This window comes from Streptomyces sp. NPDC013455 (assembly GCF_040632975.1).
Taxonomy (GTDB): Bacteria; Actinomycetota; Actinomycetes; order Streptomycetales; family Streptomycetaceae; genus Streptomyces.
Genome location: NZ_JBEYCX010000031.1, coordinates 44118 through 51152, shown reverse-complemented (window position 1 = coordinate 51152; position 7035 = coordinate 44118). Strand labels below are relative to the sequence as shown.

9 protein-coding genes are annotated in these 7035 nt (G+C 70.2%); 4 read left to right on the top strand and 5 right to left on the bottom strand.

Features of this window, described 5'->3' with window-relative positions; translation table 11 throughout:
• Window positions 1–343: 343 nt before the first annotated feature.
• Complete coding sequence (locus ABZ576_RS32520; protein ID WP_360749089.1) at window positions 344–994, bottom strand: DNA-3-methyladenine glycosylase; 651 nt, start codon at window positions 992–994, stop codon at window positions 344–346.
• A gap of 99 nt (window positions 995–1093) precedes the next feature.
• On the opposite strand from ABZ576_RS32520, the gene ABZ576_RS32515 reads away from it, so the two are divergent.
• From ABZ576_RS32515 to ABZ576_RS32505, 3 genes are all read left to right on the top strand, one after another.
• Window positions 1094–1876, top strand: a complete 783-nt coding sequence (locus ABZ576_RS32515) for a sporulation protein (RefSeq protein WP_360749086.1) — start codon at window positions 1094–1096, stop codon at window positions 1874–1876.
• A 44-nt stretch (window positions 1877–1920) separates the two neighbouring features.
• Entirely contained in the window at window positions 1921–2460 is a 540-nt protein-coding gene (locus tag ABZ576_RS32510; RefSeq protein ID WP_360749083.1) for a YbhB/YbcL family Raf kinase inhibitor-like protein, read from the top strand.
• 166 nt (window positions 2461–2626) lie between these two features.
• Window positions 2627–3133: an HNH endonuclease gene (locus ABZ576_RS32505; RefSeq protein WP_360749080.1), complete on the top strand. Its 507-nt coding sequence runs from the start codon at window positions 2627–2629 to the stop codon at window positions 3131–3133.
• Between the two features lie 106 nt (window positions 3134–3239).
• Here ABZ576_RS32505 and ABZ576_RS32500 read toward each other — a convergent pair whose 3' ends face one another.
• The 3 genes from ABZ576_RS32500 to ABZ576_RS32490 form a co-directional block, all read right to left on the bottom strand.
• The gene (locus tag ABZ576_RS32500; protein ID WP_360749077.1) at window positions 3240–4202 is read right to left on the bottom strand and encodes an SPFH domain-containing protein; all 963 of its coding nucleotides are present in this window, start codon (window positions 4200–4202) and stop codon (window positions 3240–3242) included.
• 123 nt (window positions 4203–4325) lie between these two features.
• Window positions 4326–4757, bottom strand: a complete 432-nt coding sequence (locus tag ABZ576_RS32495; protein WP_360749074.1) for an NfeD family protein — start codon at window positions 4755–4757, stop codon at window positions 4326–4328.
• Window positions 4758–4825: 68 nt separating this feature from the next.
• The gene (locus tag ABZ576_RS32490; protein ID WP_360749071.1) at window positions 4826–5623 is read right to left on the bottom strand and encodes an ABC transporter ATP-binding protein; all 798 of its coding nucleotides are present in this window, start codon (window positions 5621–5623) and stop codon (window positions 4826–4828) included.
• Window positions 5624–5774: 151 nt separating this feature from the next.
• Between ABZ576_RS32490 and ABZ576_RS32485 the strand changes: the two genes are divergently transcribed.
• The gene (locus tag ABZ576_RS32485; protein WP_360749068.1) at window positions 5775–6563 is read left to right on the top strand and encodes a hypothetical protein; all 789 of its coding nucleotides are present in this window, start codon (window positions 5775–5777) and stop codon (window positions 6561–6563) included.
• Between the two features lie 78 nt (window positions 6564–6641).
• Here the strand turns inward: ABZ576_RS32485 and chpE are convergent, their stop codons facing one another.
• Window positions 6642–6887: a chaplin ChpE gene (gene chpE, locus ABZ576_RS32480; RefSeq protein ID WP_360749065.1), complete on the bottom strand. Its 246-nt coding sequence runs from the start codon at window positions 6885–6887 to the stop codon at window positions 6642–6644.
• Window positions 6888–7035 lie beyond the last annotated feature (148 nt).

Below are 7035 nucleotides of genomic sequence, written 5' to 3'. Positions count from 1 at the left end.
TCGCTTCCTTTGTACTCACCCTCTCGGGCTTTCCTCCGGGCGCTTCCCTTCGGTCTTGCGTTTCCGACTCTATCAGATCTTTTCTCGATCCGATTCCCTGTCGGCGGGATTGTCTCAGGGCCTTCGGCTTTCGCCGCCCGCCCTTTCGACATTCACTACTTTAGCCGATTCCCTCGGCGACTCATAATCGAGTCTCGCGAGTTCGAATTCGGGCACGCGAGCGCGCCGGAAACGACCCCGCCAAGGGGGTGGAGCTAGGTAGTGGGTTGGCCGCTCCGGCTGCAGGCGATCGCCGTACCCGGTTCAGCGGCTCGGGCCACATTACGCACCCGGGCCGACCGAGTCAACCGCGGCGGCGCCTCGGTACGTGGGCCCGGTAAGGACTGACCGTCGGGTCGTCGGCGATCCAGAAGCGCCACGGGTGCAGGTCGCCGTTCCCGCCCTCGCCCGCCACACCCGTGCGCGGACCACTGCGCACCTGCTCGGAGGGGGTCGGCGTTCCGGTCAGCATCCTCAGTGGGGTGGCGCCGGCGGCACACGCGTCCGTGCCGTCCAGGGCCCGGTCGACCTCCAGTGCGGTGGCCAGCCGGGCCGGACCCTTGGCCAGTTCCTTGTCGTTGCGGGCCGAAACACGTCGCTTCCGGGCCAGCTCCGCGCCCTCCACCACTTCGCCCGCGCGCAGCAGCACGGCGCTCGCCCGGCCCTCGGGCCCGCACACGAGGTTCATGCAGTGCCACATGCCGTAGGTGAAGTAGACGTACACGTGTCCGGGCGGACCGAACATCACGGCGTTGCGGGCCGTGCGGCCGCGGTAGGCGTGCGAACCGGGGTCGTTCGGACCGTCGTAGGCCTCCACCTCGGTGAGCCGGAGTGCGATCGGGCCGTCAGGGGTGCTCCGGACCAGGATGCGTCCGAGGAGGTCCGGAGCGACCTCCAGAACCGGGCGGTCGAAGAAGGTGCGGGGCAATGGCGTACGGTCCGGGGGCGCGATCATGCCCTCCGAGGGTAGTCCAGACGGGGCAACGCGCCGGCGGAACCGGGCGCGGGCCGATCGCGTTTGTACGGGCGAGGGTCCATTCGTAAAGGGAGAGTCATGGCGTTCAAGAAGCTGCTCGCGAGCCTGGGGGCCGGCGGGGCGTCGGTCGAGACGGTGCTGACCGAGGTCAACGTCGTACCCGGTGGCGTCGTCCAGGGTGAGGTGCGGATCCAGGGCGGGTCGGTGAACCAGGCCATCGAGGGGCTGTCCGTCGGTCTGCAGGCCAAGGTCGAGGTGGAGAGCGGCGACCAGGAGTACAAGCAGGACATCGAGTTCACCAAGGTGCAGCTGGGCGGGGCCTTCGAGCTGCAGGCGGGGGCCGTGCACGCGGTGCCGTTCGGGCTGGAGATCCCCTGGGAGACGCCGGTCACGATGATCGACGGGCAGGCGCTGCGGGGCATGAACATCGGTGTGACGACCGAGCTGGCGATCGCGCGGGCCGTGGACTCCGGCGACCTCGACCCGATCAACGTGCACCCGCTGCCGGCGCAGAAGGCGATCCTGGACGCCTTCATCCAGCTGGGCTTCCGCTTCAAGAACGCGGACATGGAGCGCGGCCACATCCGGGGTACGCGGCAGAAGCTGCCGTTCTACCAGGAGATCGAGTTCTTCCCGCCGTCGCAGTACCGGGGGCTGAACCAGGTGGAGCTGAGCTTCGTCGCCGACGAGCACGCGATGGACGTCGTCCTGGAGATGGACAAGAAGCCGGGCCTGTTCAGCGAGGGCAGCGACACCTTCCGCTCCTTCCAGGTGGGTCTGAACGACTGGCAGGGGACCGACTGGGCGGCTTACCTCAACCAGTGGCTGTCCGAGGTCGGCAGCAAGCGCAACTGGTTCTAGGCTCGGGAACTGCTGGTGCAGATCATCGATCAGGAGGTACCGAGGTGACCGAGCTCAAGCGGCGGCCGCTCCCCCACGATTTCCATCCGCCCGTGCCGTCGTTCACGGTGACGAGCGAGGACATCGAGGAGGGCGCGACGCTGAAGGGCGCCCAGGTCCAGGCGGAGGGCAACACCTCGCCGCAGCTGCGCTGGGAGGGCTTCCCGCCCGAGACGAAGAGCTTCGCCGTGACCTGCTACGACCCCGACGCGCCGACCGGCAGCGGGTTCTGGCACTGGGTCCTGTTCGACATCCCGGCCTCGGTGACGGAGCTGCCGGCGGGTGCGGGCGGCGGGAAGTTCGAGGGGCTGCCCGCGGGCGCCGTCCACGCGCGGAACGACTACGGGACGAAGGACTTCGGCGGTGCCGCTCCGCCGCCCGGGGACGGCCCGCACCGGTACGTCTTCACGGTGTACGCGGTGGACCAGGAGAAGCTGGGTCCGGACGCGGACGCGTCTCCGGCCGTCGTCGGCTTCAACCTGCGGTTCCACGCGATCGCGCGCGCCCAGCTCATCGGTGAGTACGAGAACCCGCAGAAGGGCTGACCGCGCCGCCGCGCTTCAGCCGAGCGTTCATTGAACGTTTGCCCGCCTCCGGTCTTGGAAGTGATCGGAGGCGGGCATTTTTTATTGCGTTGTCCATCTCGGCGCGCCCGTCCAGAGTTGATCCGAGCCCGCCGGGGGGTGGGCAGGCACACGGGAGGTGGGCTGGATGCGTGACACGTTGGTCCTGAACGCGAGCTTCGAGCCGCTGTCGACGGTGACCCTGAACCGAGCCGTGGTCCTGGTGCTCCAGGACAAGGCCGTGGTCGAGCAGGCCCATCCCGAACTGCGTATGCGCGGTGCCGATGTGGACATCCCCGCGCCTCGGGTGATCAGGCTCTGCCGGTACGTACGGGTGCCGTTCCGAAGACAAGCCCCGTGGTCGCGGCGGGGGGTGCTGGTCCGGGACCGGCACCGGTGCGCGTACTGCGGGCGTCGGGCGACGACGGTGGACCATGTGGTGCCGCGGTCGCAGGGTGGGCAGGACACGTGGCTGAACACGGTGGCCGCGTGCGCGGAGGACAATCACCGCAAGGCGAACCGGACTCCGCAGGAGGCCGGGATGGCGTTGCTGCGCGAGCCGTTCGAGCCGACGCCGGCGGATGCGATGCTGTTGTCCCTGGGGCAGGAGGACTTCGCCGGGCTTCCCGAGTGGCTCGCCCGGGATGCGGCCTAGTCGTCCGCCGGGTTCGCGGTGCCGGCGGCGGGCCGTTCGTCGCTGATCGCGTGGTTCCCCGCGCCCCCGGAGGGGCGCGGCGGGAACCCGGGGTCCTGCCGGACCCTCAGTCGATCGACGGCTTCTCCCGGCGCTCGGAGCCGGAGGAGCCGCCGTTGCCCTGCGGGCCGCCGTTGCCGCCCGAACCTCCGCCGAGCGGGCCGAAGTTGCCCATCGCGCCGGAGAGGCCCTTGAGGGCGTCGCCGATCTCGCTGGGGACGATCCAGAGCTTGTTGGCGTCGCCCTCGGCGATCTTCGGGAGCATCTGGAGGTACTGGTAGGAGAGCAGCTTCTGGTCCGGGTCGCCGGCGTGGATGGCCTCGAAGACGGTGCGGACGGCCTGGGCCTCGCCCTCGGCGCGCAGGGCGGCGGCCTTGGCCTCGCCCTCGGCGCGCAGGATCTGGGACTGCTTCTCGCCCTCCGCGGTGAGGATGGCGGCCTGGCGCGTGCCTTCCGCGGTGAGGATGGCGGCGCGCTTGTCACGGTCGGCGCGCATCTGCTTCTCCATCGAGTCCTGGATGGAGGTGGGCGGCTCGATGGCCTTGAGTTCGACGCGGTTGACGCGGATGCCCCACTTGCCGGTGGCCTCGTCCAGGACGCCGCGCAGGGCCGCGTTGATCTCCTCGCGGGAGGTCAGGGTGCGCTCCAGGTCCATGCCGCCGATGATGTTGCGCAGCGTGGTGACGGTGAGCTGCTCGATCGCCTGGATGTAGCTCGCGACCTCGTAGGTGGCGGCCCGGGCGTCGGTGACCTGGTAGTAGATGACCGTGTCGATGTTGACGACCAGGTTGTCCTGGGTGATCACCGGCTGCGGCGGGAACGGAACGACTTGTTCGCGCAGGTCGATGCGGTTGCGGATGGTGTCGATGAACGGGACCACGATGTTGAGGCCCGCGTTCAGGGTCCGTGTGTAGCGGCCGAAGCGCTCGACGATGGCGGCGCTGGCCTGTGGGATGACTTGGATGGTCTTGATCAGGGCGATGAAGACCAACACCACCAGGATGATCAAGACGATGATGACCGGTTCCATCGTCGTTCCCCGTACCCTTCTCCGCCTCTGCGCTTTCCGCAGATCTCGCGACTGTTGAAGATCTTGCTGGTCGAGTCTGACAGACCGTCGCGCAACTCGTGAGTCGTTCTCGGTGAGTTGTCCTCAGAGAACGATCGCGGTGGCTCCTTCGATCTCCACGACGTCCACCTCCTGGCCCACCTCGTAGGCACGGCCGGTGTCGAGGGCGCGGGCCGACCAGACTTCCCCGGCGAGCTTGATGCGGCCGCCGGATGCGTCGACCCGTTCCAGTACGACGGCCTGCCGGCCCTTCAATGCCTCGACACCGGTGGCGAGTTGGGGTCGCTGTCGGCTGTGCCGGGCCGCGATGGGCCGGACTACGGCGATGAGGGCGACGGAGACGACGACGAACGTGAGGACCTGGATCACGGTGTCGAAGCCGAGGCCGGAGACGACCGCCGCCGCGACGGCTCCCACCGCGAGCATGCCGAACTCCGGCATCGCGGTGACGACGAGCGGGATTCCGAGTGCCGCCGCGCCGACCAGCCACCACACCCATGCGTCGATGTCGTTCACATGGGTCATGGTAGGACCGCGATCGGGTGGCGGACAGGGCGCGAGGGGGCGGAGCGGGCAGCGGCAGGTCAGGACAGGGGCAGGCCCTGGGCGGTCCAGCGGTCGCCGACCTGCTCGACGACGAGCGGGAGACCGAAGCAGAGGGAGAGGTTGCGGGAGGTCAGTTCCAGCTCGATGGGGCCGGCGGCGAGGACCTTGCCCTGCCGGATCATGAGGACGTGGGTGAAGCCCGGGGCGATCTCCTCCACGTGGTGGGTGACCATGATCATCGAGGGGGCGATGGGGTCGCGGGCGAGCCGGCCGAGGCGGCGGACCAGGTCCTCGCGGCCGCCGAGGTCGAGACCGGCGGCGGGCTCGTCCAGCAGGAGCAGCTCGGGGTCGGTCATCAGGGCGCGGGCGATCAGGGTGCGCTTGCGCTCGCCCTCGGAGAGGGTGCCGAACTTCCGGTCGAGGTAGTCGCTCATACCGAGGCGGTCGAGGAAGGCGCGGGCGCGCTGCTCGTCGACGGCCTCGTACTCCTCCTGCCAGCCGGCGGTCATGCCGTAGGCGGCGGTGAGGACGGTCTGGAGGACGGTCTGGCGCTTGGGGAGCTTGTCGGCCATGGCGATGCCGGCCATGCCGATGCGGGGGCGCAGCTCGAAGACGTCGGTGCCGGGCTTGCCGAGGGTCTCGCCGAGGATGGTGGCGGTGCCCTTGCTGGGGTAGAGGTAGCTGGAGGCGACGTTCAGGAGGGTGGTCTTGCCGGCGCCGTTGGGGCCGAGGATGACCCAGCGCTCGCCCTCCTTCACCGACCAGGAGACCTGGTCCACCAGAGCCCGGCCCTCGCGGACCACGGATACGTCCTGAAGCTCCAGAACATCGCTCATGAGCGCGTTGTCTCCCCTTGCTGTGTGGCCGGTCTCGGCTGTCGCGTACGCCTGTGGCTCGGGTCCGCCGCGCCGGTGGGCGCAGCCCTTATGAAATCTACGCCACGAGTGCCCCGCTCCATTCCATCGGTCCTGTCCTTAGGGTGGGGGCATGATCTCGGAACCGCGTTCAGGACGCCTCGCCGCTTGGGGAAATGCCCTTTTGGCCGGACTTGCCTCGCCGGATGACGCCGTTCTCGCCATCGTGGGCGAGGACGCGGTGCACCGGGTGGAGGGGCTGCCCGGTGAGTCCGCGCCGGTGGGGCTGACGCTCGCGCTGGGGCGGCTGCGCGCCCTGGGGGTGACCGGGCTGCGGGTGGCGCTGCCGGCGCCGGGGCACCCGCTGGGGCTGAGCGGTCCGCCGGAGTTCAACGCGCGGGCGCTGGAGGCGGAGGAGGCGGTGGTCTGCCACGGTGCCGCGTTCGGGCTGGTGCCGCAGGTGTACGAGGCCGGGCCCGAGGGTGATGTGCACGCCGAGGTGGTCTGGCACGTGCTGCCCGTGCGCCAGGCGCCGCCCGCCGACGTGCCGTCGCTGGGCGAGGCCGAGCGGGAGCTGGCAGAGGCGCTCAGGGAGGCGACCGAGGTGCTGTCGAAGCTGGACGTCGCCGGGTCCGGTCCGGTGGCGGAGGCGGCGATCGACGCGTACCGGGCGCGGGCCGAGCGGGGAAGCGAGGTGCTGGCTCCGGGGTATCCGGCCCGGGCGGTGCGGGTGTTGGAGCTGGCGCAGCGGGTGGGGCTGCTGGTGTCGCTGGCCCACGGCGGCGGGCACGGGGGCGCGGTGAGCTCCGCGGAGATGAGGGGACGGGCCGAGGCGCTGCGGCCGGTGGAGCGGACGGCCCGGCGGGCGCAGGTGGCGGCCTACAACGCGTACGTCGAGGAGCGGGAGCGCGGAGGGCGGTGACCGCGTCCGCGGGTGGACGCCCGGCAGGCCCCCCGGCGGGTTCCGGGGGGCCTGCCGGGGGTCACCGCCGGCGGGACGTCACTGGTTGACGCCGAGGTTGCCGAAGGCCGGGTTCAGCACGCCGATGACGTTCACGCTGTTGCCGACCGCGTTCACCGGCACGTGGACCGGGGCCTGGACGACGTTGCCCGAGCCGACCCCCGGGGAACCGACGGCCTCACCGGCGGCGTGGGCACCGCCGTGGGCTGAGGCGAGGCCGGCGCCCGCGGCCACCAGACCGCCGGCCACCATCGTCACGGCCGCTGCCTTCTTCAGGTTCTTCACTGTCAACCCCTCCTAGGCGTTCACCGCGGTGATCACCGCGGCACGCACTGGAGAACGGCGGAGATCACCGGAGGATGCGCCATCCGGGTGACATTCCCACGACGGTATGAATCTCAGCCTGGACCGTGACCCTCCGTGTTGCCGCGGG